We start from the raw sequence: 26,859 nt of genomic DNA on the forward strand, positions 1-26,859 counted from the left end.
AACTTATATTTAACTCTGCTTGAATATATCGATCACTCCTGTTCTTAGTTTGCGATCGATTATTCAGCAAACCCTAAGTAAAAACAATCCTTTTTACTTCTACGGCGGCACTTGGAAAGCCAGCAAGAAAAAATAGCAATTACCAGCTTCTTCTTCTTTTCTCTTCCTACCCTTCGGGAACGGCTTCGCCGAACGCGTCCTTAGCGTCTTCGCGGTTCGATCGTATCAATATCAGTGATTCTAGAGTAATTAAAATCAACCAATCCCGATCGCATCTTCATACAATGTCTCGATCGCACAGCTAAAATTAACGCTAGCAAACTGAACTTCTTGTCCTTGACTGTAAGGATAAAGCACCCACAAACCCTCTGCATTCCGGCGAAAACACTCTACACTAACTCTTTCTTGATTGATTAGCACATACTCTTGCAAACTTTCGGAAGTGCGGTAATCAGCAAACTTTTCACCTCTGTCAAAAGCCGCTGTTGTCTGCGATAAAACTTCCACAATTAAGCGCGGGTAGATAATGAAATCTTCAGCAGTATTTCTGTCCCGTTCATCGCAACTCACCGCTATATCGGGATAGTAATAGAAATTTGATGTCTCATTCCGAACTTTCATGTCTGCCATGTAAGTTATGCAGCCACTTCCCCGAAGATGGTTTCTCAACAAAGTTGCTGCATTTACACTAATGATGACATGAGCTTTGCTTGCCCCTGCCATTGCATAGATTTCACCTTGTCTGTACTCGTGTTTGATCGGGCTGACTTTCTCGCCTGCTAAATAATCTTCAGGAGAGACGTAGGTGTCGCTTTTACTTGCAACCATATAATTTTAAGGTTGGTGAGGATTACACAATTATAGCCGTAGCACGGGCGAGGGCCCGACGCCATCGCCCTTTTTCAGCTTTCCCCCAAAGTTTTAACGTCGGCGCGGGGCCGGAAGCCTCGCACTATTACCATTTTGCGGTTGCGGTTTTTCTTGCAACTTCATCGTCAAACTAACCCGCTTTAACTTCTCATTCACCTCCAAAACCCGCACTTTCACAACTTGTCCGACTTTAACAATCTGTTTGGGGTCATCTACGAAGCGATCGGCTAATTGAGAAACGTGAACCAAACCATCTTGGTGCACTCCCACATCAACAAAGGCTCCAAAGTTAGCTACATTCGTGATTATGCCTTCTAATTCCATCCCAACTTGCAAATCGGAGATTTCTTTGATTCCTGCTTGGAAAGTGGCATATTTAAACTCGGCGCGCGGGTCTCTTCCCGGTTTTTCTAGTTCGGAAATAATGTCTCGGAGTGTTGGTTCTCCCACTTTTTCGGTGACATATTTCTTGATGTTTACAGTCTTGATTTTTTCCGATATTTGTGTTATTTCTGTCAGCGGCAAGTCTAAATCCTTGGCGATCGCCTGCACTACAGGATAGCTTTCGGGATGAACTGCTGTATTGTCCAGGGGGTTTTCGCCACCGCGAATGCGGAGAAATCCGGCTGCTTGTTCAAAAGCTTTGGGCCCAAGTTTGGGAACTTTCAGGAGTTGGCGGCGATTTTTAAATGCGCCGTTTTCGTTGCGGTAATTGACTATATTTTTGGCAACTGTTGCCGTCATTCCCGATACAAATGTCAGCAGTTCTTTGGATGCTGTGTTTAAGTCAACTCCCACATAATTAACGCAGCTTTCGACTGTTTCGTCGAGTTTCTTTTTGAGCAGTTTTTGGTCAACATCGTGCTGGTATTGACCGACTCCTATTGATTTAGGGTCGATTTTCACGAGTTCGGCGAGGGGGTCTTGCAAGCGCCGTCCGATGCTGACTGCGCCGCGGACGGTGATGTCGAGGTCGGGAAATTCGGCGATCGCCACATCGCTTGCTGAATAAATCGATGCACCGGATTCATTCACCATGACTTTAATCGGTTTCCTGTCCATTTCTGCCAAAACTTCCGAAACAAATTCGTCTGTTTCGCGGGAAGCTGTACCGTTGCCGATCGCGATTAATTCAATTTTATACTTTTCAATTAAATGCTTGACAATTTTACCAGCTTGCTGTCGCTGAGCCGCTGCTTGGTGGGGAAAAATTGCTTGATATTCTAAAAATTGCCCGGTTTCATCGAGGGCGGAAACTTTACACCCTGTGCGAAATCCCGGATCGATCGCCAATGTGGGTTTCATTCCCGCCGGCGCCGACAGCAGCAACTCGCGGAGGTTGGTTTCAAAAGTGGCGATGGACTCGATATCAGCGACTGCTTTGTTGTGCGATCGTACTTCTGTAATTAACGAAGTCTTCATCAGTCGGTTGAAGGCATCCTTCAAAGTCGATCGATAAAACTCTTTAACGAACGGTATCCTAGTTCTAATTTCCTGAGATTCCAAATAAGCCATCACGGCGGATTCATCAAACGCCAATTCCAAATCTAAAACCCCTTCCGTTTCCCCGCGAAACAGCGCTAACATATTGTGCGACTGAACGCTTCTCGCCGCAACTTGATAATTGCGGTACATTTCAAATTTAGTGCTTCCTTCCGGGAAATCCTCTTTTATTTTCGAGACAAAAACTCCTGTTTGCATCAAAAAATCTCGCAAATAAGCCCGCAATTCCGCTTTTTCCGAAACTGCTTCCGCCAAAATATCCGCCGCACCTTTGAGAGCTTCTTCTGCGGTTTTAACGCCCTTTTCTTCCGAAATGTATTTAGCTGCCTCCGCCTCCAAATCTGCTGGTTTAGCCGTCGGTAAGTTCAGTGATTTGATAAAATCTGCCAGCGGTTCCAAACCTTTTTCCCTAGCAATTGTCGCTCGCGTCCGCCGCTTGGGTTTGTAAGGCAGATAAAGGTCTTCGAGTTCGTTTTTTTGCAAACACGATTCGATTTTAGCTTGCAGTTCTTCAGTGAGTTTCCCCTGAGAGCTAATCGTCTCTAAAATCGACTTTTTGCGCTCTTCAATTTCCGTCAAATAGGTGAAGCGATCGGAGATATCCCGCAACTGAATTTCATTCAGCAAATCCGTGCGTTCTTTGCGGTAGCGGGCAATAAACGGAATAGTTGCTCCCTCGGCGAAAAGTTCCAGAGCATTATTGACTTGAGACAGATTAATGGAAAGTTCTCGAGCAATCAGTTGAGGAATGTCGATCGTAGTGCAGAAATTCGGGTCGGTCATTCGATTTTAGATTTTAGATTTTAGATTTTGGATTGACTTGCGCGAGATCAATTCGGGGGCGTGAGGATTTTAGATTTTAGATTTTGGATTGATTCCACGGATAAATTCAAGGGCTTGTACCATCAACAAATTCTTGGTCAATTTTAGATTTTAGATTTTAGATTAACTTCACAGAATAGAGCAAGAAAAGGGATTGTCCCAATTTTGTTAAAATCGTTTTCTAGGAGTGCGATCGTCCCGCACAGCAAAGCCGATATATCTCGCTTTTAGCTCTCCGGTTTGCACTCCTGTGAAAGCTCTCATTGGGATGCTCCCATAATGTTAGCATAAATGCAGTCATTTCTCAATATTATATGTTGCCTTTTAAATATCCTGTGCCGCAAACCGATCCGCCGCGATCGCCCAGAGAAACGCTGCCGACGATGTACGATTTACCCAGCGAAGACCCGGATGAACCTGGTTTGCCTGACGAATTTCACGATTTGCAGCCGCAGTTGTTGAGTCTGACGTTTCGGCCTCGGAATTATCCGGCTTCTGAGATATTTAGCGGCACCGACATGAACCTTTATTATGACGTGCAGCACACTCTGTGGCACAAGCGGCCGGATTGGTTTGGAGTTGTGGGAGTTCCCCGACTTTACGATCGATCGGAACTGCGGATGAGTTATGTTACTTGGCAGGAAGGTGTGAATCCTTTTGTAATTGTAGAACTGCTTTCGCCGGGAACGGAAAAAGAAGATTTAGGCGACAATACCGATGAGGAAAAGTTGCCACCTCAGTCGGGAAACACTGCCGGTAACGGGCAAGTTTTGGATGCCGAGAGGAAGGATGAACCGCCAAGAAAATGGGAGGTTTACGAGCAAATTTTGCGGGTTCCTATTTATGCTGTTTTCAGCCGCTATACTAACAAATTGCGAGTGTTTGAATTGAAGGGCGGACACTATCAAGAATTAGAATTGCCCGAGTCGCGAGTGTGGATTCCTGACCTAAGTTTGGGCTTGGGTTTGTGGCAAGGAGAGTTTCAGGGAGTCGATCGACTGTGGTTGCGCTGGTATGATGTTGATGGCAATTGGATTCTCACTGAAGCGGAACAGCAACGGCAGCGGGCAGAGTCAGCGGAAGCTCAATTGCAGTCTTTAATTCGGCGGCTGCGGGAATCTGGCATCGATCCCGATCGATTTTTAAACGGTTAGAGAAGACTGAAGTCCTGACTAATATTATGTCCGGTCGATTACCCCTAATACGGTACGGGCGGGTTCACGAAAAATATCTGCCCATAATTGACAATCTCAAAAACCCGCCCTTTTAATCGCTGGTTCGCAGTCAGGACTTTAGTTTTTTTACTTCACAAGAAGACAGAAAGCCTCACTATACACAGGCTTTAAGATTTGATCGAAACTTGATTGGTTGCGGCTTGTGTGTTTGTTGCTGGTACTCTTTGCGGTTAAGTCATCCGCGTAGGGAGAATGATGCAAATAAGCTTTACCGACAGAACCAAAAAGTTGCAGTTTGTCAGAAATGACCGATTGCATGGCATCGATAGCTTTTTCCATTATTTCCAACAAATCCGGATCTGCCTCAGAAATGCTACTTTTTAACACGTCCATATAAGCTTCGCGAATTTCCGTATTCACATTAAATTTAGAGACTCCCAATTTAATACATTGATGAATCATTGACTCCCGCAAACCGCTAGCACCGTGCATCACTAACGGCACTGAAACAGCAGCGCGGATTTTGGCCAGACGTGGAAAATCGAGTTTCGGTTCGCTGAGATATTTGCCGTGAACGTTACCAATTGTTACGGCTAAAAAATCCACCTTAGTTTCTTTGATAAACTCTACGGCTGATACCGGATCGGTCATCCTTGCGGCTTTCTCCTCGATTGTCAAACCTTCTTCCCGGCCGCTAATTCTGCCGATTTCTGCTTCAACTGCCGCACCGTTAGCGTGGCATAATTTAGTCATTTCCCGGCTAAATATTAAGTTTTGTTCGTAGGGCAAAAAAGAACCGTCTGCCATAGTTGATTTGATGCCGGCGGCTAGGGCGAGGTGAATGTCTTTTTCTGAGGTGCTGTGATCTAAGTGTACTGCGATCGGCATTAAAGATTTGCGGGCCGCTTCCATGCACAGCGCGACTAAAGGCGATTTTCCGTATTGGATGGCACTGGGGTGAATTTGCAGTATAGCAGGACTGTGCAGCGCTTCTGCCGCATTGATGACGGCTTTTACTCCTTCGAGGTTGTAGACGTTAAAAGCGCCGATCGCATAACCATTTCTCAAGGCCGTGTTCAGCAATTCCCTAGTTGACGCGAGCATATAGTACCTACTTTAAAAACTTTTCTGAATGTCGATCATTCTATCAAAGTTCTAGGCCCAGCTCAGCTTAATTTGTGTTTATTTTAATTGCGAATTCTTCGGCTACGATTTATGTGAAGTGCATTGATTCTTGAGTAAGGTGCGTAAGGGCGCACCTTACGATTTGTTTGGTAAGCCTAGCGCACCTTACTCCTTGAGTGATTTACTACTAGGTTTGTGCGTTACCAGCGTGCAAACCGCATTCTTTTACGGTCGCTTCTTCCCACCACCAGCGACCTTCGCGTTCGTGTTGGTTCGGCAATACCGGCTTTGTACAAGGTTCGCAACCAATGCTTACAAAACCGCGTTCGTGCAACTTGTTGTAAGGCACATCCAAAGCGCGAATGTATTCCCAAACCTCTGCCGAAGACCAGTTTGCTAAGGGATTGAATTTAATTAATTCATGGTCAGGAGTTGAGAATGCAGTGTCAACTTCAATAACCGGAATACCGTTGCGGGTACTGGGACTTTGGTCTTTCCGCTGACCGGTAATCCAAGCATCGAGAGTATTCAGTTTGCGGCGCAGCGGCCTGACTTTCCGCACGCCACAGCATTCTTTGTGACCGTCTTGATAAAAACTAAACAATCCCTTTTCTTCTACTAGGGCTTGTACTTCGGCTGCATCGGGAAACATTACTTCTAATTTAATGCCGTAATGTTTTCTGACTCGATCCAAAAACTGATAAGTTTCCGAGTGTAATCGTCCGGTGTCTAGGGTGAAAACGCGGAAATTCTTGGTGATTTTTGAGGCAATATCGATCAAAACTACATCTTCAGCCCCGCTGAAAGAAATGGAGATATTGTCAAAATTTTCTAGGGCAAATTTGAGAATGTCTCGCGGTGTTTTTTGACTGTATTCTGCTTCTAGGGCGGCAATGTTGAGATTTCTTTGGATGGCAACCATATTTTCGGGTTTTCGGTGTTCTTTTCCTCTAGCCCTTTATTATAGCCGATCGCCGTCTCTCTCTCGCCGACTAATTTGACAATCCAGCAATGTCGTCCGGGGCCCCCGGATTCATCCGTGAAGCGAAAAAAAAGCTTTGAATCCTCATCGCCAGCCCCCTGGGTTTATCAGTGAGGTCGCTTTCTTCAATCTCTTCAATTTCGTCAATCTAAAATCTAAAATCTAAAATCTAAAATCGACTGGCCGCATCTTGCAGTAGTCTTTTCGGCTGGGCCCACAATCAAGCTCAAGGATGGCGATCGCCCGCTGGTAGCAGTTTTGGTGAACCCAACACTTCTCTACTGGGTAAAATGGGATTGCCGCGCGGTCAATTTATTTGGCCCCACAATTATAAACTACAGACAATAAAATTCTTTAAATGTCATTGTTGCCATCCTCAAATTGGGCTTCTATTATTAATTAAATAATAGCGCTAACTCAGCAATATACTGCTGTTTGTTAAGTAAAATAATTTTTTTTGGCTACCAGTTTTAACCGCGAGCTATATACTTTTAAGTAGCTATTATTTGCGCCAATTAAATAACTTAATCAGCACCATTTAGACAAGACACTGAACTAGATAATTGGGAACAAATCTCAAAAAAATACGTAGAAACTCCCGCTTGAGTACCCCAGTCGCTCCTTCTACTAAGAGCTGTTGGTTTCAACACAGCGAATTACCCAGAATCAATTACTAATTGCCGATTAATTTATTCAGAGCGATTTTGTTAGTAAAGTAAATTTTTATCGCTTTTTATCGCTGACCGCCAACCTTCAGCCATACGATCGGCTATATTGTATTTGGAAGTACATTAATTTGTCCGCAAAGCGGTCTAGTCTCATCGCCGCCGATCGCGTCAGCTTCTGAATAAACGTAGTCCGCTGTCAATAACAGCAAGGAAGTGGGGAATCATGTCCAAAATTTTAGTAGTGGACGACGTTAAGAGCGAACTAGAAATTATCTGCCGCATTCTTCAAGATGCCGGATTGGATGTGATGCGGGCAGGTGACGGCGAAGAAGCGATCGCCCTGATCCGCAAAACCCCTCCGGCTTTGGTCGTTTTAGATGTAGTGATGCCACGAATGAACGGGTTTGAAGTGATCAGAGAATTGCGGGGCGATCGCACAACTGCCAAATTGCCCGTAGTATTTTGTACTCATAAAAACACCGAGATCGATAAAGCTTGGGGAACTGATTTAGGGGCCGACGCTTACGTCAGTAAACCCTTTGAACCTCAACAACTCGTCCACATAGTGCAGCGCCTGCTTTCAGCGTAAACCGAATATAAAGCGATCGGCCGCTTCCCAAAAAACATTATACCGACAAACCCCGTTTTTTTTTAATAAACTGGGTTTTTGAATTCCATAAAAGTTTATGTTTAATGATAAAAACCTGCTTATTTGCCCAACCGCGATTTATTTAACGGAAACATTTGAGGCACCCAAAGTGATGCTGAAAAACTCGATGGGCGATCGGCTTTAGGGTCAAAGCAACACTCTAATTTGTAAGCTACACTAGAAACTAAAAATAAGCCATGAAAATAACGGCTCCCCCCGCTGGGGGGAATCAGACAAGTGCAACAAAGCAATTTCTCCTGTTCGGTCAAGGAGGCAGTCTGTTCGGCATAGAATTAGATGCAGTGCGGGAAGTCCTTTCCCTCAAGGAACAACCGATTTCCCTGGTTCCCAATACCCAGCCATTTTTGCTGGGATTAACCAACTTGCGGGGCGAAATCTTAGCAGCGGCAGACTTTGGACTGTTTGTAGGTATTGAGTCGGTTGACACCTACCACCCAAACAGCCGCATCTTAGTGGTAGAAGCGCCCGATCCACGAGACGTGAGATTGTTGTCGAAAATGCGCCTGGGATTAGCCGTCTCCCGCGTCGAAGGAGTTTTACCTCTCAATCCCGATCGCATTGTCTCAGCACTAGATGTCAGTCCCGACCTAGCTCCATTCTTAAAAGGTCTGTACAATTCCGAAGGACGCTTGCTAATGATTGTCGATGTAGAAGCGATCGCCCATTCCGAACGCTGGTAAAAATCAACAATACAGATAAGTCTGCAACGGCTGTGCATCAATAATTTTAACTAACGATCGCCCGCATCCGATTTGCCCATCCTTAATCTTATGATCGAAATTCTCTATACCTGGATCGCAACGACTTTGACTCTGACATTGCCTGACTTTTCCCAATCGGTGGTAATTGGAGCTGCTAATTGCATCATTTGTGTGTGTTACTTTGCCATCGCCTGGATAATCAGCTTAGGTTTGTGGCGAAACCGTCAATTCGGGTTCGACATCTTCGCCACAGCCACAGCAGGCATATTTTGGAGCTGCGCTTTCGGCCACAGCGGCCACGCCGCCGAATACCTAGGGCTGCCCCACTCTCAGGTGGCACAAAGTGTGTTCGATTGGATAACTGTAATGGTGGCGCTCGTTTTTTTGAGTTTGTCCAACCGTTACGGATTCTTAGTAGGTTCCAAGCAAATCTTGAGCTCTAAAAAAGAAACAGAACAAGCACTGAGCGAAACTACCCAGCGATTTCACGCAATCTTCGACCAAGCTTTTCAAGCGATCGCAGTATTAGATCCAGACGGTACTCTGATCGAAGCAAATCAGACAGCGCTAGAATTGGGCGATTTCCAAGCATCAGAAGTGCTGGGGCTGAAATTTTGGCTGACACCAGGGTGGGCATCATCTCCAACCAACCAGCAGCGCCTAAAAACGAACATTAAACAAGTCTCGGCAGGCAAGTTTGTCCGGGAAGAATACGAAATCACCGGCCCCAACAACCATGTGACAGTAATTGATGTGTCCTTTAAGCCGCTGTTAAATGAAACAGGAGAAGTATTTCAAATCCTCGCCGAAGGCCGCGACATTACCCAGCGCAAACAGACAGAAGCGACCTTGCAGCAGCTAACGGCAGAACTAGAGCAGCGAGTGAATGAAAGAACCGAGCAGCTCCTGCAAACTAATGCACAATTGGAACAGGAAATTCGCGATCGCACCACAGTACAAGAGCAATTAAAAGCCTCAGAAAAATTTTTAAACAACATCCTTAACAGCATCCCCGACCCGATTTACGTCAAAGACAAACAGCACCGCTGGTTAATATTAAACGATGCTTTTTGTCAACACCTAGGTCACAGCAGAGAAGAACTAATTGGCAAATCCTACGACCAGTTTTTGCCCAAACAGGAAGCAGAGACATATCGAAAAAAAGACGAATTAGTTTTTTTGACAAATACCAGCACCGAAATCCAAAAAACTATCACAGACCAAGCAGGAAACACCCGCTTTGTCTCCGCCAAAAAATCTACCTTTGTAGATGCCGACGGTAGACAATTTCTCGTTTGCGCGATTAGAGATATCACCAATCGCGTGCAAATGGAAGAACAACTGCGGCAGACACTGGCAGAAGTAGAAAGCTCCCAAAACTTGCTGCGAACAGTCATTGACGCTACGCCAGACTGCATTTTTGTCAAAGATCGAAACTTGCGCTACACCCTAGTCAATGCAGGTTTCGCCGCCGCCTTCGGCAAAACCCAAGCAGAAATTATCGGCAAAGACGACGCAGAAATTGGTATATCGGTCGATCGCATCTTCGCCAACTTCCAGGCCGAAACCGATTCCGAGAACCAAATCCAAAACTTCCGGGCCGGCAACCACCTCGCGCCCGCCTCCAACGACTTAGCCACCTTAGCCGACGGCAAAGTACACACCTTCGACACCCAGAAATTGCCCCTCAAAGATGCAGAAGGCAACATTTTAGGAATGGTCGGCTTCGCGCGCGACATCACACAGCGCCGGAAATCTGAACAAGAACTCTTGCGATTCAAAGCAATTTTAGAAACCACAACAGACTGGGTAGGCATAGCCGACACCCAACAGCGCACCATTTATATCAACCGCGCAGCCAGAGAAATGTTGGGAGTTGGCGAGGACGCCGATTTAACCGGAATCCGCATTTCTGACCTGACATCCCCCAAAAGTATCGACACTCTTGTGAACGTCGGCATCCCCGCAGCTTGCCGGGACGGGGTGTGGAGCGGCGAGACAGTTTGGCAGAGTTTAGACGGCGAAGAAATACCAGTTTCTCAAGTAATTGTTGCCCACAAATCCGAGAATTCAGAAGTTGAATTTATCTCAACGATCGCCCGCAACATTACAGAACGCAAGCGCACAGAAGAAGCCTTGCAGCAGAACTTGCAAATGCTCGATCTTGCCAGCGATGGCTTGATCGTTCGGGATATGGACGGCACCATTAATTATTGGAGTCAGGGAGCCGAACGGATGTACGGCTGGACAAAAAAAGCCGCCCTGGGGAAAGTCACCCATACTCTATTGCACACCATTTATCCCCAGCCTTTAGCCGCTATTTCGGCACAGTTAGAAGAGCAGGATTATTGGGAAGGAGAATTAATTCACACCACCAATTATGATACCAAAATTACCGTATTCAGTCGCTGGAATTTGCAGCGAGACGAACAGGGAAAACCGAAAGCAATTTTAGAAACTAACAACGACATCACGGAGCGCAAGCAAGCAGAAATCGAAAAGCAAAGATTGATTTCGCTAGTAGAAAGTAGCTCTGATTTTATCGGCACGGCTACCCTGGAGGGAGAGGCAACATACCTGAATGTCGCGGGAATGAAACTAGCAGGATTGCCAAATATTGAAGAAGTCAAAAGCAAAAGTATGTATGACTTCTTCTCAGTAGAAAATGGTAAGATTTTCCAAGAAGAAATCGTGCCGGCTACTGTGCGAGACGGTTTTTGGCAGGGTGAATTCCGGTTGAGGAACTTTCAAACCGGCGAAGACTTTCCGGTTGACTTCACCCTATTTACGGTCAAAAACCCAGAAACCGGCGAGCCGATCGGGTTGGCAACAGTTAGTCGCGACATCACCGATCGCAAACGCGCAGAAGAGATGCTGCGCGATCGCGAAAGACTGTTCCGAGCCATTTTTGACCAATCGTTTCAATTAGTGGGGCTGCTCAAACCAGACGGAACCGTTTTGGAAGCCAACCAAACAGCCCTCGACATCGCCGGAATGGAGCGCGAAGACTTCGTAGGAACGCAGTTTACAGATAATTTGTGGTGGCAAATTTCCCCAGAAGCCAAGCAAAAAGTGCAAGCAGCGCTCACAAAAGCCGCCGCCGGCGAGGTTGTCCGCTACGAAGCCGACGTGCTCGTTGCTGGGGGTGCTGTGATAACTGTGGACTTCTCCCTCAAGCCGATCGTAGACGACAGCGGCAAAGTCGTGCTGCTGATTCCCGAAGCTCGCGACATCACCGATCGCAAAGCCCTAGAACGAGAATTAGTTTTGCGTCAAACCCGGTTTGACGCATTTTTCACAGCCGCCCCGGCCTCAATGTTTATTTTTGACGAGCAGTTGCGCTTCGTCCAAGTTAACGAGAAATTAGCGGAAACCACAGGCGTCTCAGTTGCCGAACACCTCGGCAAGACGGTGAGGGAAGTTGTACCCCAAATGGTCGATACCCTACAGCCGATGTTGCAGCAGATTCTCGCCACCAACCAACCGTTTTTAAACGTTGAGGTGTCGGGTACAACCGTCAACGAACCGGGCCTCGTGCGAGATTGGCTGGCGTCATATTTTCCTTTGCCCGGAGCTGACGGCAAACCCATAGGTGTCGGCGGTGTGGCGATCGAAATTACCGATCGCAAAAAAGCAGAAGAAGAGCGCGATCGATTTTTTACCCTTTCCCTAGACTTGGTTTGTATTATAAGTTTTGAAGGCAAATTCAAGCGCATCAATCCCTCTTGGGAAAACACACTCGGCTACAAGGCGCATGAACTCGAAGACAACTATTATATCGATTTAGTCCATCCAGACGATCGCGAATCAACCCGAAAACAAGCGGAAAAATTAGCTAGTGGCGCCGAATTAAAATCTTTTGAAAATCGCTACCGCTGCAAAGACGGTTCCTACAGGTGGCTGTCGTGGAAAGTGCGACCTGTAACCGAACAACAGCTCATGTATGCAGTCGCTCGCGACGTTACTGAAAGCAAACAGGCGATGGTGCAACTGGAAAAAACAACAGCCCAATTAGCCCGTTCTGAAGACCAATTTCGGCAACAAACCAATCTCTTGCAACTGCTAATAAATAGCATTGGCGACGGCATAATTGCTGCCGACGAAAAAGGCAATTTTGTGTTGTTCAATCCCGCCGCCGCAGATATCTTTGGCACGGGTTCGACAGATACTCTTCCCGACGAATGGTCGGCAAGATACGGTTTATTCTTGCCCGATACGGTAACTCCCTATCCCACAGCCGAGATCCCCTTAACACGGGCAATTAGAGGAGAATCTCCTGAGAACGTAGAGGTTTTCACCCGCCACGCAGGGAATCCAGAGGGCCTGTGGGTGAAAATTACCGGCCGGCCGCTCAAAGACGAAACGGGCGCACTCAAAGGCGGCGTAGTCGTTTGCCGCAACGTCACCCAGGAAAGATCGTCCCAGCAGCAAATGCAGCAGTTGGCCGAGACACAGGAACGCTTGCTGCAAGAACTCAAAACGCGGCAAAATGCCCTAGACGAATCGGCGATCGTCAGCGAGACCGATCTGCAAGGCATGATTACCTACGTCAACGACGGATTCATTGAAATCTCCGGTTACAGCATGGGAGAACTCCTGCACCGCAACCACCGCCTCGTCAATTCCGGCTACCATCCCAAATCATTTTTTGAAGAAATGTGGGTGACACTTTCTCGCGGTTTGGTGTGGAAAGGGGAAATCAAAAACCGACGCAAAGATGGCTCGTTTTACTGGGTAGATTCGACGATCTCCCCCATCTTTGATACCAGTGGCACAATAGTCAAATATATCGCCATTCGCTTTGACATTACCGAGCGCAAAGAGGCAGAAGAACGACTAGGAAAATTAGCAGCAGAACGTAAAGCTGAAGCTGATTCTCTGACGCAGCAAGTCCTTAAATTGTTGGGAGAAATTAAAGGCGCGGCTCAAGGCGACTTGACAGTCAGGGCGGAAGTGACTAACGATGTTTTAGGTGCTGTCGCCGACTCTTTCAACTTCTTAATCGGTTCTCTGCGGAAAGTAGTAACGGGAATTCAAACTTTAGCCGAACAGGTAACATCTGCCACCGACGAGTCAATTAACAATACCAGTCAACTCACCCAACAGGCAGAAATTCAAGCAGCAAAAATATCTGCCATCATGCGCGAAATAGAGCGGATTGTGAATTCGATCCGCGACGTGCGAGATGTTTCGGTGCGGGCCGAAACAGTGGCTCAGCAGTCTTCTCAAACGGCTGAAGTCGGCGGTATGGCGGTCGATCGAGCTGTCGAAGGCATTAACGGGCTCCGGTTGACGATCGCCTCTACCTCGAAAATGATGAAACGTTTGGGCGAATCTTCGCAGCAAATTGGCAAAATTGTGACTTCGATTTCTCAACTTGCTTCGCAAACTAATTTATTAGCTCTGAATGCTACTATTGAGGCGGCGCGAGCCGGCGAACAAGGTTTAGGCTTTGCAGTTGTTGCCGAAGAAGTGCGGAAATTAGCAGAAAGATCCGCCGGCGCTACGGAGGAAATCTCGGAAATTGTCGGTACAATTCAAGAAGAAATCAGCCGCGTGATGAAGGCAATGGAATCGGGGACGCTGGAGGTAGTGGAAGGCACTAAGCTAGCAAGCGAAGCTAAAACCCACCTCAATGCCATCATCGAAGTTAGTCGAGAAATGAATGCTTTGGTGCAGAATATTACTATCGCATCTGCCAAGCAAACTGTTTCGGCTGAGGGAATTGCTAACAGTATGCAGCAAGTCAACGAGATTGCGAATACAACTGCACAAAAAGGTGCGGATGTCAAAGCATCTTTGGACGAGCTGTCTGGTTCTCTGGGCCAATTGCAAAAGTCGGTGGCGAATTTCCGCAGTTAGTTATTCGTCATTAGTCATTAGTCATTGGTCATATTAAATCCGGTTAAATACCACAATTCTGTAGGGGCGGGTTCATCAAAAATCTTGAATTATTACCGACAATCTGCATAAACCCGCCCCCTCTCCCAACGCAAAAAGTGCGCTCGCATTTCTGTCGTTGGGGCAAGAAACCGGGTTTCTCCGAAAAATTCGGGTTGAGTACGATAAATCTAGGAAGAAACCCGGTTTCTCCGAAAAATTCGGGTTGAGTACGATAAATCTAGGAAGAAACCCGGTTTCTCCGAAAAATTCGGTTTGAGTACGATAAATCTAGGAAGAAACCCGGTTTCACCAGATTATTTGAGTGGTGCGGGTTGAAATGAACCGGACATAATATAAGAACTGACTAATGACTTATGACTGCTAACTAATGACTAATTTAATATGAATGATGACGATTTAAACGAATTAATAGATGCTTTTACCGCAGAATGCGAAGAGTTTCTTCAGTCAATGGAGACGAACCTGCTGGCGATGGAAGCTGCGGGTTTGAAAGAGCGACAAGCTGCCGTTAAAGAAATGTTTCGGGCGGCTCACTCGATTAAAGGTGCGGGTTCGATGTTGGGCTTTCAAAACGTATCGGCGGCGGCTCACACGCTGGAGGACTGTTTTGTCATTTTGCGCGATCGCACAGACTTGGCGGCCCTGGAACCGACTACTGTGAGTGTTTTGCTGCAGGGGGTGGATGCTCTCAAAAAGATTACGATCGAATCAGTTCAACACTCCGATGTCACAACTCCGGATCAAACGGAAAACTTGGAGGCGATCGCCCAAATTTTCGATCAGTTCCAGGCCAAGTACGGCAAGTCAGAACCGTCGCCAGTCACCGCAGCCAGTCAATCGCCCGCCCAGGAAACCCTGAAACTGATTTTTGAACAGCAAGTGCCGGCACTCTTCAATCGCCTAGAAACCGAGCTTTCCCAAGCTGACGAGGCAGATTTGGCAACAACTGTCACCGCCCTCAAGCAGGTTTACTACCAACTCTCCGGTTTGGCTGGAATGCTGCAATTGCCGGATTTTGGGAAAGTCGCCGCCGCCCTCAGCGCTTTGATCGACTCTCCCGACTTGACTCTACAACGGTTGCAATCCGACGGTTGGACGATCGCCCAAAACTTGCAAACCGCACGCCAACAAATATTGGAAGGAAGGGCGATCGACATCCCCGAAATCTCCCCCTCTCCCACTCTCCCACTCTCCCCCACTCCCACTCCCCCCGAAATCTCCCCCTCCTCCACTCTCCCCGAAATCTCCCCCTCTCTCCCAGTCCCCAACCCGCAAAGGCCGACAATCCGGGTAGACTTAGAACGCTTAACTGAATTGGTGAATCTAGTCGGGGAATTAGTCATCAACCGTACAAATTTAGAACTTCAAGAATCCGAACTGCGGGGCGAAGTCAAGCGCATCCGCCGCAACATCGTAGATTTGAACCAATTCGGCGGTCAGTTGCGAGAAGAATACGACAGACTGAGCTTTGCAGAGTGGAGAGGGGGAAACGGGAACTCTGGATTGGGAAAACTTGCAGCCGCAGAAACAGAATTCCCCATGATTGCTAACGGCAAATCCTCTCCGGCCCATGCTCACTTCGATATCTTAGAGATGGATCGTTATACAGAGTTCCACTCGACAGCCGCCGAAGTCATCGAAACTGCCCAAGCAATTTCTCAATCCGCCACCAAATTAGACACCTTAGCCATGAAATTCGAGCGCAGTACCGACCAACTGCGCCGCATTACCGAACAACTACGCAGCCGCGTCATGCAGTTGCGAGTCGTGAGTTTCAGTCGCGCCGTCGATCACTTGCCCAGAGCCCTGCGGGAGATGTGTATCACATACGATAAAGATGTCAACCTGCTGCTAGTGGGAAGAGATACCAAAATAGACGAAAGTTTGCTCGATGCTTTGCGCGATCCCTTAATACACTTAGTGAGAAACGCTTTCGACCACGGCATCGAAATTCCCGAAGTTCGGAAAGCAAGCGGCAAGCCGGCCAGCGGTCAAATAGAAATAGAAGCCCGCCACCAGGGCGGTCAAACTATTATTACTGTCGCCGATGACGGCAAAGGCATTGACCCGGAAATGATTCGCCGTAAAATTGTCACAAAGGGTTTGGCTACGGAGGAACAAGCTCAAGAATTTTCCATTGCCGAACTCTACGATTTTCTGTTTTGGCCGGGTTTCAGCACTACAGAAGGGGTCAGCGACCTTTCGGGGCGGGGAGTCGGGCTCGACGTGGTGCGAACAAATTTGCGGACTGTGCGGGGGACTGTGAAGGTAGACTCTCGCCTGGGAAAAGGTACGAGTTTTATCATTAAACTGCCGCTGCTGCTGTCGATTACTGATGCTTTGATGGTGAAGACAGATCACAATAAAATAGCAGTGCCGCTGGATGCAGTCGAGGAAATTCTGCACATTAAAGCCTCGGAAGTTCACATTGCGGGCAATCAGCCGATGCTTTGGTGGCGGGAGGAATTTATTCGTTTGGTGAGAATGCAAGATTTGCTCGAATACAGCGTCCTCCCGCCGGATGCCCCCTCTCCTGACCCTTTGACCCAAGAGGAAATTCCTGTCCTGGTTTTGGCTTCTACCGAAGGAATGCTGGCGGTGGCCGTGGAACGGCTGATCGGTCAGCAGGAAATTGTGGTTAAACCTTTGCCACCTCCTCTATCCAAGCCTCGCGGCGTTTTGGGGACTACGATTTTGGGGGACGGGCGCGTGGTGAATATTCTGGATGTGGACGATTTGGTGGGCCAACCTGTGGTAAATAGTTCGATCGCCGCTGTCTCCGGTAAAGTGCAGGAGATGCCGGCGAGTGCGAGTCGGTCACCGCAGATTTTGGTAGTGGATGATTCCTATACAATTCGCCAGTTGTTGTCTCTGACGCTGACTCGTGCTCGCTACCGGGTGGTACAGGCGAAAGACGGCGTGGATGCCCTGGAAAAGTTGCAAAATGGTCTTGATTGCAGTTTGGCGATCGTGGATATTGAAATGCCTCGGATGGATGGATTTGAATTGTTGCGATCGATCAGATCGACCCAGCGGTTTGCTAAGATTCCCGTAGCCATGCTGACATCCCGTAGCGGGGCAAAACATCGGCAAATGGCAATGGAATTAGGCGCAAATCAATACTTCACTAAACCTTACAGCGAAGCCCAACTTTTACAAGCTATCCCCAAATTAATCCACCACTCAATCATTTAATCCAAAATCTCAAATTTTCCATCAAATAATCCCTAATCTCCAACAAAAATTAGCTCAAAAGTAATTGATTACGCTAATTATAGTGGAAAGCTACGCAGCCGACTCACCTACTAAAATCCAATAATCTTCTATTTAAAACCTAATATCTATTCCGGTTGTATCGGAAGGAGTTAACCGCAGAGGACGCAGAGGATACAGAGAAAGGGAAGAGAGAGATGAATAATTTAGATGCCAAGGGAGTTGATATAAAATCAATTATCTTCAATCTAAAATCCAATAATCTTCAATCTAAAATCTAAAATCTAAAATCGAATGACTCACGCCAATTACAATCGCCGCTTTCGGAGCAAGAAACAAGCCACTGTTAGAATTGCTCCTCATAAGTTTGTTTCCTTTGAACTAGGAAATATTTACTATGCTGTTCCTATTGAGCGAGTGGAACGCATTGTTAAAAACTTTAATGCCTACGGTCTTTTACCTAACGGTAATAGTTTACTGCGGCATCAAGAAGAACTGATTACCATAATTAATTTATCCACAATATTTCCCAGCAGTCCGAGCATGGCTGACTGCAAATACCTGATTATTTGTACCTTAAATAAAAGCGATCGCTTGGGGATTCCCCTTCCTGATATGCCAAAAATTTTGGAAATTACCGAAGAAAGTTTCTGCGAGATTCCCGAATTGTACCGTCAACAGCAACTGCCTCCGGTAATAGAAAAGTTAATTCGCGCACCTGATGGTTCCGAAGTTTTTTATCTGAATTTCGATTTATTTAGCGAAATGTAGGGAATTCACTTTTCGAGGTATTATACCATATAAATGGTATTTTGGCAAACAAAAAGTTATAGATTTATGAAAAAACTCACAATAATGTCGATCGCCCTACTAATTTTTGCAGGAACTCTCGAACTGCCGAAGGTGGGGCTGCAACTAAGTGCGATCGGGCAAATAGAAACACCGCAACCAATCCCAACACCGCAACAAATCCCAACACCCCAACCAATCCCAACACCCCAACCACAAACACCCCAACAAATCCAAACACCCCAACAAATCCAAACACCCCCAATCCAAACACCCCAACCAAAAGCAAACGACCCCAAAAAGCTCGGCTACGTCTCCCCACAATTTGCCGAAAATTTCTCCCAGCAACAAATCGACCAAATCAACGCCAACGTCGAAACGCTGCTGCTAACTCAAAGCTGCTCCCGCTGCGACCTCCGAGCCGTAAAATTAGTTAACCTTAACTTAAAAAATCCCATCCTGACAGGCTCTGATTTATCAGATGCCAACCTCAGCGGTAGTCGGTTCGAGATATCAGATTTTGTCAACACCAATCTAGCTCGCACAAACTTAAGCGGAGCCGAATTAGTAGGAGCGAGAATCAGCAACGCTAACCTCAGAAAAGCTAACTTGACAAAGACAAATCTAGATGGTGCAGACTTGCGATTTTCCGACTTGAGAGATGCCAATCTTTCCGGGGCCAACCTCCGCAATGCTAATATAGATGGCGCTACTATCGATCGAGCAAGTATGGCCGGCACCACAATGCCAGACGGCAGAAAAAATCAATAATCATAGAGGTAGTCTTATGTCGCCGATTAAACAACGCCTTCTCGAAGCGATCGAACGGACTCCTGAGCCACTTTTAGAGCAAACGCTGGCATTTCTGGAATTTTTGACCAGTCGGACACAATCCGCGATCGCCCCAGACTTCGACTCAGATTTTGACTCAGATACCGACTCCAACGATCGAATCCTCGCCGATCTCAAAGCCTCCCTCCACCAAGCCAAAGCGGGACAAACCTTTCCCATATCGGAACTCTGGGACGGTATCAATGTCTGATATGTCTGTCCAAGTCACATTCACGGTACTCTTCAAACGTCGCCTCAAAGGACTCGCTAAAAAGTATCGCCAAATCAAACCGATATTCAGCCAGTCCTTGATGAGCTTATCCAAGGAAACTTCATAGGAAACCAGATTACAGGGACTCAATACACCGTTTACAAAGTCCGGGCTAAAAACAGTGATTCCCAAGTTGGTAAGAGCGGCGGTTATCGCTTGATTTATCAAGTTGAATCACCGACTCAAGTTGTTTTACACCTGATTTACTCGAAATCAGAACAAGCAAATGTCTTCGCCGAGGAAATCCAAACTGCGATCGCAGAATACCAAGCGAACCCAGGCGAATAAGCCATTTTTCAAATCTAAACGCTTGCCCTTCTTGCTCTTTGAGGCGCTCGCTGTCACAGGCAAAATCCGTGTCGTGCCTTCCTTCAATTCTATTCAAACAGCCAAAAACCTTTGAATCACCTCATCACTTAACTCGCTAGTGCTTCCAGAAGCCACAATCCCCCCTTTTTGCATAGCATAATACCAGTCAGCCTGCCGCACAAAATGCAAATGTTGCTCCACCAACAAAACAGAAATTCCCCTAGTCGCAACCACACGGCGCACCGCAGCTTCAATATCTAAAATAATCGACGGCTGAATCCCCTCCGTAGGCTCATCCAAAACCAGCAACTGCGGCTCACCCATCAAAGCCCTAGCAATAGCTAACTGCTGCTGCTGTCCCCCGCTCAAATCACCTCCCAGGCGATCGAGCATAGTTTTCAAAACCGGAAATAACTCAAAAATTTCATCAGGAACTTCAGGATTTTTGATTTTGGTTGGTTTCGCTTCCAAACCTAACAATAAATTTTCCTTCACCGTCAAACGGGGAATGATTTCGCGCCCTTGAGGCACGTAACCAATTCCCAATCTAGCCCGCTGGTGAGTCAACTTAGAAGCAATAGATTCTCCACCAAAAGCAATAGTGCCACTGCGCGGTTGCAGCAACCCCATAATCGTTTTTAGCATAGTAGTTTTGCCCACACCATTGCGGCCGAGCAAGCAAACCATTTGCCCAGCATTTACGCTTAAATCGACATCGCGCAAAATGTGACTTTCGCCGTAATAAACATTCAAATTAGAAACTTGCAGCATATTCTTTAGATTGGTAATGGATAATTGGTAATTGGCAATCGGTAATTGGTAATTGGCCTCGTGTCCGTTGAATTACCCGCGCTCAAATTTGGTCGCTGGGGCGGGTTTCTGTAGATAGTCGGTGAGGATGAAAGATTGTTGGTTAACCCGCCCCTACAAATCTTGTGGTTAATTTACCAAAGATGATACGTCAACTGTCAACTGTCAACTGTCAACTGTCAGGTTTTCCCAAATATACCTCAATTACTCGATCGTCATTTTGCACCTCATCCATAGTCCCCTCGCACAAAACCGAACCCTGATGCAACACCGTAACCTGCCGCGCAATTTGCCGCACAAACTCCATATCGTGTTCGATTACCAACACCGAATGACTTTCTGCCAGCGAAATCAACAACTCTCCAGTTAACATCGTTTCCTCATCCGTCAAACCAGCCACAGGTTCATCTACCAACAACAAATCAGGAGATTGAGCCACCAACATTCCAATTTCCAACCATTGCTTTTCCCCGTGAGAAAGCAAACCCGCCGAAATATCAGCCTTAGCAACTAAACCAATTGTTTCTAACAAACCGGAAACCGTGCGTTTTTCAGCAGCAGAAGCAGGCTGAAACAAAGTCGAAAAAACATTTTTATGGCGGCTGCAAGACAATTCCAAATTTTCGCGTGGCGTTAAATTCAAGTAAACTCGCGGCGTCTGAAACTTGCGGCCAATTCCCAAGCGCGAAATCCTATCTTCCGACAACTTGCGTAAATTTTGTCCCTTAAATAACACCCTGCCCTCTGTCGGCTGCACCTTCCCGGTAATTGAATCGAGAAAAGTTGTTTTTCCCGCACCGTTGGGGCCAATTATAACTCGCAGTTCGCCCGCATCCATACTGAAATTTAAACCGTTGATGGCTTTAAAACCATCAAAACTCACAGTCAAGTTTTCTATTTCTAATACTTTGCCATTCATAGGTGATTTTTCCGGGTAGGGTGCGTCAGTTAAAAGTCTCTGGGTAAGCCGGAAAATCTGTGGGCTGACGCACCTGACAGCGCTGATTTTCTCTGAGAAGGTGCGTCAGTTAAAAGTCTCTGGGTAAGCCAAGAAATCTGCGGGCTGACGCACCCTACACAACCACATAAATGCTTATTTTACTCTAAACTAAAACTGCTAGAACTGCTCGACACAGGAGGTGGAGAAGCAGCCATAATTCGCTCAGCTAACTTCGAGAGCGGCAAACTTTGTACATATACTTTACCAGGCCCAGTCATCTTTGCCAAAAATAAGCCTTCGCCGCCAAATAAAGCATTTTTAAACCCGCCAACAAACTGAATATCGTAATCTACAGTCGGCGCAAAAGCTACCAAACAACCGGTGTCTACTCGCAGCACTTCGCCAACTCCCAAATTTTTCTCAATAATTGTTCCTCCCGCATGAACAAAAGCTAGCCCGTCACCCTGCAATTTTTGCAGAATAAAACCTTCTCCGCCAAAGAAACCGGCACCTAGCCGCTTGGTGAAAGCTACCTCAATTTCAATGCCGTTAGCCGCACAGAGAAATGAGTCTTTTTGACACAAAAATTTACCGCCAAGTTGGCCTAAATCGAGGGGAATTACTTTACCCGGATAGGGGGCGGCAAAAGCGACGCGGGCCTTGCGATTTCCGGCGTTGACAAAGGTGGTAATGAAAAAACCCTCTCCTGTCAGCATTCGTTTGAAACCTTGAAATAAGCCACCGCCTGTGGATGTTTGCATTTGGATGTCGCCTTCCATGTATGTCATGGTTCCAGCTTCAGCCCTGACGCCTTCTTTGGGGTCGAGTTCAATCTCGATGAGTTGCAAATCGTCGCCGTAGATTTTGTAGTCAATAATATCTGCCATATGTTTTTCCTCAAGTTAAAGAATGAAGCTGCTTGCTACTGATACCATTTTTCTAAAATCGTGCAACACTCGAAGACCCCCCTAGCCCCCCCGCTGTATTGCGGGGGGGACAAGAATACTGTTGCATTCTTTTTTTTAATTGGCATGATATCTAAGGATCGTGAATTAAATAATTTGCATAAGCCTGTGGGATGGGCGTCTCGCCCGTCTATAAGGGACGGGCGAGACGCCCATCCCACAAGAACAATTAAAATTGCAGGTTATTTAATTCTCATTCCTAAGTAGGTGGACATATATCTTGCGTATCCTCAGAGAAAAACGCGGCTTTTCCCAAGTCTATGGCGATTGCATCGTTTGTCTCTTACAAATGAAATTTATTTATGTCCGTCTACTTATATATACACGATATTTTTGCACTCAATGTTCAAGTTCTTCTTTTTCGAGCTGCACTTGGGGGTCTTGTTCCAGGCTGGGGTAAGTAGATACGTACTTCGGTTTTCTGAACAAGCTGCGGATTTGGTCGAAACTTTGATCTTGCAGCCAGCCGACTAAGCCGTCGGGCAGGACTGTGACTACTATGAGGAATAGCGCACCTTGGAAAAATAGCCACACTTCGGGAAATTGTTCGCTCAAAAAACTCTTGCCAAAGTTGACTAGCAGCGCTCCCAATATTGCTCCAGATAATGTGGCGCGGCCTCCGACGGCGACCCAGATTACCATTTCAATTGAAAAGGCAATATCCATTGCTTTTGGCGAAATGATTCCGGTTTGTACGGTAAATAATGCGCCTGCAATCCCGGCTAAACCTGCGGAAATTGCAAAGACTAAAACTTTATATCCTGTGGGATTGTAACCTGAGAAACGCAGGCGCACTTCGTCGTCGCGAATTGCTACTAGCAGGCGGCCGAAACGCCCGCTGGTCAGCCACCGACAGAGGGCGTAACTTGCTGTTAGAAATAGTATGGTGAGAATGTAGAAAATATATTGAGTATCTCGGTCATTGACTGTGGCTCCGAACAAGGTTTTAAAGTCGGTGAGTCCGTTGGTGCCGTTAATCAGTTTTTGCTGACCGTTAAAGAAGTTGAAAAATACAATGGTTGCTGCTTGGGTGAGAATTGAAAAGTAAACGCCTCGAATCCGATTGCGGAATACTAAATAACCTAAAAGTGCGCCCAAGATGGCGGGGATGAGAACTACTGCTAATGCTGAGAAGGGAAATGAATAAAATGGTTGCCAAAACCAGGGGAGTTCGGTAACGCCGTAGAGGTTCATAAATTCTGGCAATTGACTGCTGGCGGTTGGGGGAATTTGCAGTTTTAGGTGCATGGCGAAGGCGTAGCCGCCGATCGCAAAAAACACCCCATGCCCTAAACTCAGTAAACCCGTGTATCCCCAAATTAAGTCTATGCCGAGGGCTGCAATTGCTAGTGCTAAAAATCGCCCTAATTGATTGAGCCGAACGTCGGGGAGTATTCCTGGGAGGAGTAAGATGAATGTGAGGGCGATCGCGCTGACAATTGCCGCTTCTTTTACCCAGGGTTTTTGATGTTTTTTCTGCATTTTTCGCTACACTCGCAGTTGTAATTTTTAATTTTCTACCGTCCGCCCTTTTTGCGGGAAAATCCCTCCCGGCTTCACTTGCAGAAAAGCCATAATTAAGGCGAATACCATTACTTTTGCCATGCTGGTTGTGGCGAAAAATGTGAAGAAGTCGGCTAAAGGCTTGATAGGAGCGAACATTAATGCTAAGGTTCCAGAACCGATCAGGTAATTTGCAGTGCCGATCGCGATCGCAGCAACTACACTCCCCACAATCTTGCCGACACCGCCCACAACCACCACCATAAAAGTATCGACTATATAATTTTGTCCGGTATTTGACCCTACCGAACCGATCAAACTGATCGCACACCCAGCGACACCAGCCAGCCCCGAACCCAAAGCAAAAGTCAGCGCGTCTACTTGTTCGGTAGGAATTCCCAAACACGCACTCATGCTGCGATTTTGCGTCACGGATCTAATCCGCAATCCCCACACAGACTTTTGCAAAAATAGGTAAATTCCCGCCAAACAAATTCCTGTCAGCACAATAATAAAAATTCTGGCGTAGGGCAACTGAAAATTGCCCAGGGGTATGCCGCCGCGCAACCATTGCGGTGCAGTCACGTCCACATTTTGAGCGCCAAACCAAGGTTGAGTTACTGCCAGTTTGTAAGTTTGCCCTAAAAAGGTGCTCACCGCCCAGGAAATACCCAAAGATAAAGGCAAAATTATGGCGATAATTTTGCTGCGAATGCGATCGAAATCCAGGCGAGATTTCAGCAACCGCAAACCGCCAAAAAACAGCAAACAAAACACCGCAATCCCAATTACCAACACCCAACTCACGCTGCGGACAAACTGCTGCAAAATTAAACTTACGCCCCAAGTTGCCAGCAGAGTTTCTAGCGGCCGCCCGTAAAGATAGCGAATCACTCCGCGTTCCAGAATCAATCCTACAAGTGCAGCTACTAAAAAAGCTAGGGGAATTGCAAATAAAATGTAGGTTTCAAAAGCAAATCCTCCGATACCTTTGAAGACATTTTGCACTACGAAAGTTGTATAAGCCCCCAGCATCATCAACTCGCCGTGAGCCATATTAATTACGCCCATCAGCCCGAAAATAATCGCTAGTCCCAGGGCTGCAATTAGTAAAACAGCGCCGATGCTAAGGCCGTTAAATAAACCATCTAATATCGCCAATTGTGTTACTCCTACTTTGCTCAAATATTTGGTGTAGGGACTGGTTTTTTTTGACTTATAGTCCCAGACAAAGAAACCGGGTTTTTTTTGCGAAAATACTGCTTGATAGTCTTTAATCCCAAAAAACCCGGTTTCTTTAGTCAGTGCCTAATTCCTAATTTATTTGATGGTACTCAAATAAGTTGAAAACCCACCACCCCTCACTTGGGCGCAATTACATATCTGCTATCAAACTTTGAATTTGCCACCTTTTGCGGGGTCTGACCAATCGCAAGCAAAGCCTTTTGTTTCAGCAACAAATTGATTCCAAGGCACCGGCTTCACTGCTTCTGGCGTAGCAAAAGCTATGTTAAACAAACCGTCGTCTCTAACTTCGCCCAAGCGCACAAATTTAGAAAGGTGATGGTTAACATCCATTGTTACTGTGCCCCCCGGCGCGTCAAAGGTTTGACCCAAAGCTGCTGCGCGCACTTTTTCCAAATCGTCGGCTGTCCCTGCTTTTTCGACAGCTTGCTTCCAGAGGTAAACCATGATGTAAGCTGCTTCCATCGGGTCGTTAGTCACTCTATCTTTGCCGTATTTTGCCTTGAAAGCTTCCACAAATTTTGTATTTGCTGGAGATTCGACAGTCATGAAGTAATTCCAGGCGGCGTAATGGCCTTTAAGATATTCTACGCCGATCGCCTTTACTTCTTCTTCTGCAATACTGACCGACATTGACGGATATTTGTCCGGGCCCAAACCTGCACCCTGCAACTGTTTGAAGAATGCTACGTTGCTGTCGCCGTTGAGGGAATTAAAAATGACGCCGCCGTCTGGCAAAGCTGCCTTAATTTTACTAATAATTGGCGTGACTTCTGTCCCACCCAACGGAATGTAATCTTCCCCAACTAATTCGCCACCTTTGGCTGCTAGCTGTGCCTTGATAATGGTATTTGCCGTGCGGGGAAAAACGTAGTCAGACCCGACTAAGAAGAATTTTTTGCCTTTATTTTCTAGCAGCCAGTCCACTGCGGGTTCGATTTGTTGGTTCGGGGCAGCCCCAGTATAAAAGATATTTTTGGAACACTCTTGACCCTCGTATTGTACGGGATACCAGAGCATATGATTTTTTTCTTCAAATACTGGCAATACTGCTTTGCGACTAGCAGAAGTCCAGCAGCCGAAGACGGTGACAACTTTATCTTGGTCGATCAATTTTTTGGCTTTTTCGGCAAAAGTCGGCCAGTCTGAGTTGCCGTCTTCTATTACTGCTTCGATTTGTTTTCCGAGGACGCCCCCAGCTTTATTGATTTCTTCGATCGCTAATTGTTCGGCATCGACAACGCTTTTTTCGCTGATTGACATCGTGCCGCTCAAGGAATGCAAAATTCCTACTTTGATCGTGTTTCCGCCACCGGCTGCTGCTGGTGTAGTTCCTGTTGATGTGGGAGAAGCGGCGGGAGTTGCTGTTGGAGTTGGAGTTCTACAAGCTTTGAGAAATAAACTTGATGTTAGGGTAGCAGAACTGTATAAAATAAATTTCCGCCGATCGAATCGCTTTGTCATTTTTTCTTGTTACTCTCGAATAGATGAGTCAGATGATTGAGAATAATAACACATAGCGACTTGATATTAAGACTCGCTTCAGCAGACTGTTGTATTTTT

20 protein-coding genes are annotated in these 26,859 nt (G+C 46.5%); 10 read left to right on the forward strand and 10 right to left on the reverse strand.

Annotation, left to right across the window (positions count from 1 at the left end; all coding sequences use genetic code 11):
* Nucleotides 1-255 precede the first annotated feature (255 nt).
* Nucleotides 256-828: a Uma2 family endonuclease gene (locus QUA50_RS18510; protein ID WP_333261370.1), complete on the reverse strand. Its 573-nt coding sequence runs from the start codon at nt 826-828 to the stop codon at nt 256-258.
* Between the two features lie 93 nt (nt 829-921).
* Entirely contained in the window at nt 922-3,156 is a 2,235-nt protein-coding gene (locus QUA50_RS18515; protein WP_333261372.1) for a Tex family protein, read from the reverse strand.
* A 353-nt stretch (nt 3,157-3,509) separates the two neighbouring features.
* Here QUA50_RS18515 and QUA50_RS18520 point away from each other — a divergent pair, with 353 nt between their 5' ends.
* Entirely contained in the window at nt 3,510-4,349 is an 840-nt protein-coding gene (locus QUA50_RS18520) for a Uma2 family endonuclease (RefSeq protein ID WP_333261375.1), read from the forward strand.
* Between the two features lie 147 nt (nt 4,350-4,496).
* Here the strand turns inward: QUA50_RS18520 and QUA50_RS18525 are convergent, their stop codons facing one another.
* Both QUA50_RS18525 and QUA50_RS18530 read right to left on the reverse strand, forming a co-directional pair.
* On the reverse strand, nt 4,497-5,474 hold the full coding sequence (locus tag QUA50_RS18525; protein ID WP_333261378.1) for a class II fructose-bisphosphate aldolase: 978 nt from the start codon (nt 5,472-5,474) through the stop codon (nt 4,497-4,499).
* A 208-nt stretch (nt 5,475-5,682) separates the two neighbouring features.
* Nucleotides 5,683-6,417, reverse strand: a complete 735-nt coding sequence (locus QUA50_RS18530; RefSeq protein ID WP_333058431.1) for a phosphoadenylyl-sulfate reductase — start codon at nt 6,415-6,417, stop codon at nt 5,683-5,685.
* 951 nt (nt 6,418-7,368) lie between these two features.
* Between QUA50_RS18530 and QUA50_RS18535 the strand changes: the two genes are divergently transcribed.
* From QUA50_RS18535 to QUA50_RS18575, 9 genes are all read left to right on the forward strand, one after another.
* Complete coding sequence (locus QUA50_RS18535) at nt 7,369-7,734, forward strand: response regulator (RefSeq protein ID WP_333058429.1); 366 nt, start codon at nt 7,369-7,371, stop codon at nt 7,732-7,734.
* 257 nt (nt 7,735-7,991) lie between these two features.
* Nucleotides 7,992-8,495 (forward strand): chemotaxis protein CheW, encoded by a 504-nt coding sequence (locus QUA50_RS18540; RefSeq protein ID WP_333080154.1) that lies wholly within the window; start codon nt 7,992-7,994, stop codon nt 8,493-8,495.
* Nucleotides 8,496-8,585: 90 nt separating this feature from the next.
* A complete protein-coding gene (locus tag QUA50_RS18545) occupies nt 8,586-14,378 on the forward strand; it encodes a PAS domain S-box protein (protein ID WP_333261382.1) in 5,793 nt (1,930 codons plus the stop codon).
* Between the two features lie 423 nt (nt 14,379-14,801).
* Entirely contained in the window at nt 14,802-17,615 is a 2,814-nt protein-coding gene (locus QUA50_RS18550; RefSeq protein WP_333261385.1) for a hybrid sensor histidine kinase/response regulator, read from the forward strand.
* A gap of 312 nt (nt 17,616-17,927) precedes the next feature.
* On the forward strand, nt 17,928-18,404 hold the full coding sequence (locus QUA50_RS18555; protein WP_333261388.1) for a chemotaxis protein CheW: 477 nt from the start codon (nt 17,928-17,930) through the stop codon (nt 18,402-18,404).
* Between the two features lie 66 nt (nt 18,405-18,470).
* Complete coding sequence (locus QUA50_RS18560) at nt 18,471-19,193, forward strand: pentapeptide repeat-containing protein (RefSeq protein WP_333261391.1); 723 nt, start codon at nt 18,471-18,473, stop codon at nt 19,191-19,193.
* A gap of 16 nt (nt 19,194-19,209) precedes the next feature.
* Nucleotides 19,210-19,464, forward strand: a complete 255-nt coding sequence (locus tag QUA50_RS18565; RefSeq protein WP_333261392.1) for a hypothetical protein — start codon at nt 19,210-19,212, stop codon at nt 19,462-19,464.
* Nucleotides 19,457-19,591 (forward strand): hypothetical protein, encoded by a 135-nt coding sequence (locus QUA50_RS18570; protein ID WP_333420545.1) that lies wholly within the window; start codon nt 19,457-19,459, stop codon nt 19,589-19,591. The genes QUA50_RS18565 and QUA50_RS18570 overlap by 8 nt, the downstream gene beginning before the upstream one ends.
* Before the next feature lie 89 nt (nt 19,592-19,680).
* On the forward strand, nt 19,681-19,812 hold the full coding sequence (locus QUA50_RS18575; RefSeq protein ID WP_333261395.1) for a hypothetical protein: 132 nt from the start codon (nt 19,681-19,683) through the stop codon (nt 19,810-19,812).
* 93 nt (nt 19,813-19,905) lie between these two features.
* Here QUA50_RS18575 and urtE read toward each other — a convergent pair whose 3' ends face one another.
* The 6 genes from urtE to urtA all read right to left on the reverse strand — a co-directional run bounded on the left by urtE (nt 19,906) and on the right by urtA (nt 26,760).
* Nucleotides 19,906-20,604 (reverse strand): urea ABC transporter ATP-binding subunit UrtE, encoded by a 699-nt coding sequence (gene urtE / locus QUA50_RS18580; RefSeq protein WP_333261397.1) that lies wholly within the window; start codon nt 20,602-20,604, stop codon nt 19,906-19,908.
* 211 nt (nt 20,605-20,815) lie between these two features.
* The gene (urtD, locus tag QUA50_RS18585) at nt 20,816-21,562 is read right to left on the reverse strand and encodes an urea ABC transporter ATP-binding protein UrtD (RefSeq protein ID WP_333261400.1); all 747 of its coding nucleotides are present in this window, start codon (nt 21,560-21,562) and stop codon (nt 20,816-20,818) included.
* Between the two features lie 179 nt (nt 21,563-21,741).
* The gene (locus QUA50_RS18590; RefSeq protein ID WP_333261403.1) at nt 21,742-22,470 is read right to left on the reverse strand and encodes a TIGR00266 family protein; all 729 of its coding nucleotides are present in this window, start codon (nt 22,468-22,470) and stop codon (nt 21,742-21,744) included.
* 417 nt (nt 22,471-22,887) lie between these two features.
* Nucleotides 22,888-24,030, reverse strand: a complete 1,143-nt coding sequence (gene urtC / locus QUA50_RS18595) for an urea ABC transporter permease subunit UrtC (RefSeq protein ID WP_333261405.1) — start codon at nt 24,028-24,030, stop codon at nt 22,888-22,890.
* Nucleotides 24,031-24,057: 27 nt separating this feature from the next.
* Nucleotides 24,058-25,212: an ABC transporter permease subunit gene (locus tag QUA50_RS18600; RefSeq protein WP_333261588.1), complete on the reverse strand. Its 1,155-nt coding sequence runs from the start codon at nt 25,210-25,212 to the stop codon at nt 24,058-24,060.
* A 228-nt stretch (nt 25,213-25,440) separates the two neighbouring features.
* The gene (urtA, locus tag QUA50_RS18605) at nt 25,441-26,760 is read right to left on the reverse strand and encodes an urea ABC transporter substrate-binding protein (protein WP_333261407.1); all 1,320 of its coding nucleotides are present in this window, start codon (nt 26,758-26,760) and stop codon (nt 25,441-25,443) included.
* Between the last annotated feature and the right edge of the window lie 99 nt (nt 26,761-26,859).

Origin of the sequence: Microcoleus sp. M2_D5, assembly GCF_036701935.1 — a bacterium.
Classification (GTDB): Bacteria; Cyanobacteriota; Cyanobacteriia; order Cyanobacteriales; family Microcoleaceae; genus Microcoleus.

Coding starts and splice junctions, on each gene's coding strand:
- QUA50_RS18510 (WP_333261370.1), bottom strand. CDS start 828: ATGGTTGCAAGTAAAAGCGACACCTACGTCTCTCCTGAAGATTATTTA.
- QUA50_RS18515 (WP_333261372.1), bottom strand. CDS start 3,156: ATGACCGACCCGAATTTCTGCACTACGATCGACATTCCTCAACTGATT.
- QUA50_RS18520 (WP_333261375.1), top strand. CDS start 3,510: ATGTTGCCTTTTAAATATCCTGTGCCGCAAACCGATCCGCCGCGATCG.
- QUA50_RS18525 (WP_333261378.1), bottom strand. CDS start 5,474: ATGCTCGCGTCAACTAGGGAATTGCTGAACACGGCCTTGAGAAATGGT.
- QUA50_RS18530 (WP_333058431.1), bottom strand. CDS start 6,417: ATGGTTGCCATCCAAAGAAATCTCAACATTGCCGCCCTAGAAGCAGAA.
- QUA50_RS18535 (WP_333058429.1), top strand. CDS start 7,369: ATGTCCAAAATTTTAGTAGTGGACGACGTTAAGAGCGAACTAGAAATT.
- QUA50_RS18540 (WP_333080154.1), top strand. CDS start 7,992: ATGAAAATAACGGCTCCCCCCGCTGGGGGGAATCAGACAAGTGCAACA.
- QUA50_RS18545 (WP_333261382.1), top strand. CDS start 8,586: ATGATCGAAATTCTCTATACCTGGATCGCAACGACTTTGACTCTGACA.
- QUA50_RS18550 (WP_333261385.1), top strand. CDS start 14,802: ATGAATGATGACGATTTAAACGAATTAATAGATGCTTTTACCGCAGAA.
- QUA50_RS18555 (WP_333261388.1), top strand. CDS start 17,928: ATGACTCACGCCAATTACAATCGCCGCTTTCGGAGCAAGAAACAAGCC.
- QUA50_RS18560 (WP_333261391.1), top strand. CDS start 18,471: ATGAAAAAACTCACAATAATGTCGATCGCCCTACTAATTTTTGCAGGA.
- QUA50_RS18565 (WP_333261392.1), top strand. CDS start 19,210: ATGTCGCCGATTAAACAACGCCTTCTCGAAGCGATCGAACGGACTCCT.
- QUA50_RS18570 (WP_333420545.1), top strand. CDS start 19,457: ATGTCTGATATGTCTGTCCAAGTCACATTCACGGTACTCTTCAAACGT.
- urtE (WP_333261397.1), bottom strand. CDS start 20,604: ATGCTGCAAGTTTCTAATTTGAATGTTTATTACGGCGAAAGTCACATT.
- urtD (WP_333261400.1), bottom strand. CDS start 21,562: ATGAATGGCAAAGTATTAGAAATAGAAAACTTGACTGTGAGTTTTGAT.
- QUA50_RS18590 (WP_333261403.1), bottom strand. CDS start 22,470: ATGGCAGATATTATTGACTACAAAATCTACGGCGACGATTTGCAACTC.
- urtC (WP_333261405.1), bottom strand. CDS start 24,030: ATGCAGAAAAAACATCAAAAACCCTGGGTAAAAGAAGCGGCAATTGTC.
- urtA (WP_333261407.1), bottom strand. CDS start 26,760: ATGACAAAGCGATTCGATCGGCGGAAATTTATTTTATACAGTTCTGCT.